This window comes from Gilvimarinus sp. 1_MG-2023 (assembly GCF_030548285.1).
In genome coordinates this window covers 1-258 of sequence record NZ_JAUOSC010001250.1, presented here as the reverse complement: position 1 = coordinate 258, position 258 = coordinate 1, and the positions used below count along the sequence as shown (strand labels likewise).

The 258-nt window shown below is 54.3% G+C and carries 1 protein-coding gene; it reads left to right on the top strand.

Going from position 1 to position 258, the window contains the following annotated elements; genetic code table 11:
* The coding region (locus Q4563_RS20870) for a type IV pilus assembly protein FimV (protein WP_303605879.1) at window positions 1-258 on the top strand (258 nt) is incomplete at both ends.

Sequence of the window (258 nt, the reverse complement as noted above, 5' to 3'; positions counted from 1 at the left end):
ATTACTGACCGCTGTGGATGCCGATATTGCCTATGGCCGTGTTGATGAAGCACGGAGCAAACTGACTCCAGCCGTAGAATCCCAACCCGGGCGCACGGATCTCAGCCTTAAACTGCTGGAAGTGTTGGCTGAACTCAACGATGACAGCGCCTTTGCCGATGAAGAAGCACGTTTGTTGGGCTTCGGCTCAGATGACGATATTACGCTTGCAGAGCAGTTCCGCTCCCGCCTGAGTAATCCGATTGCACCGTCTACCCA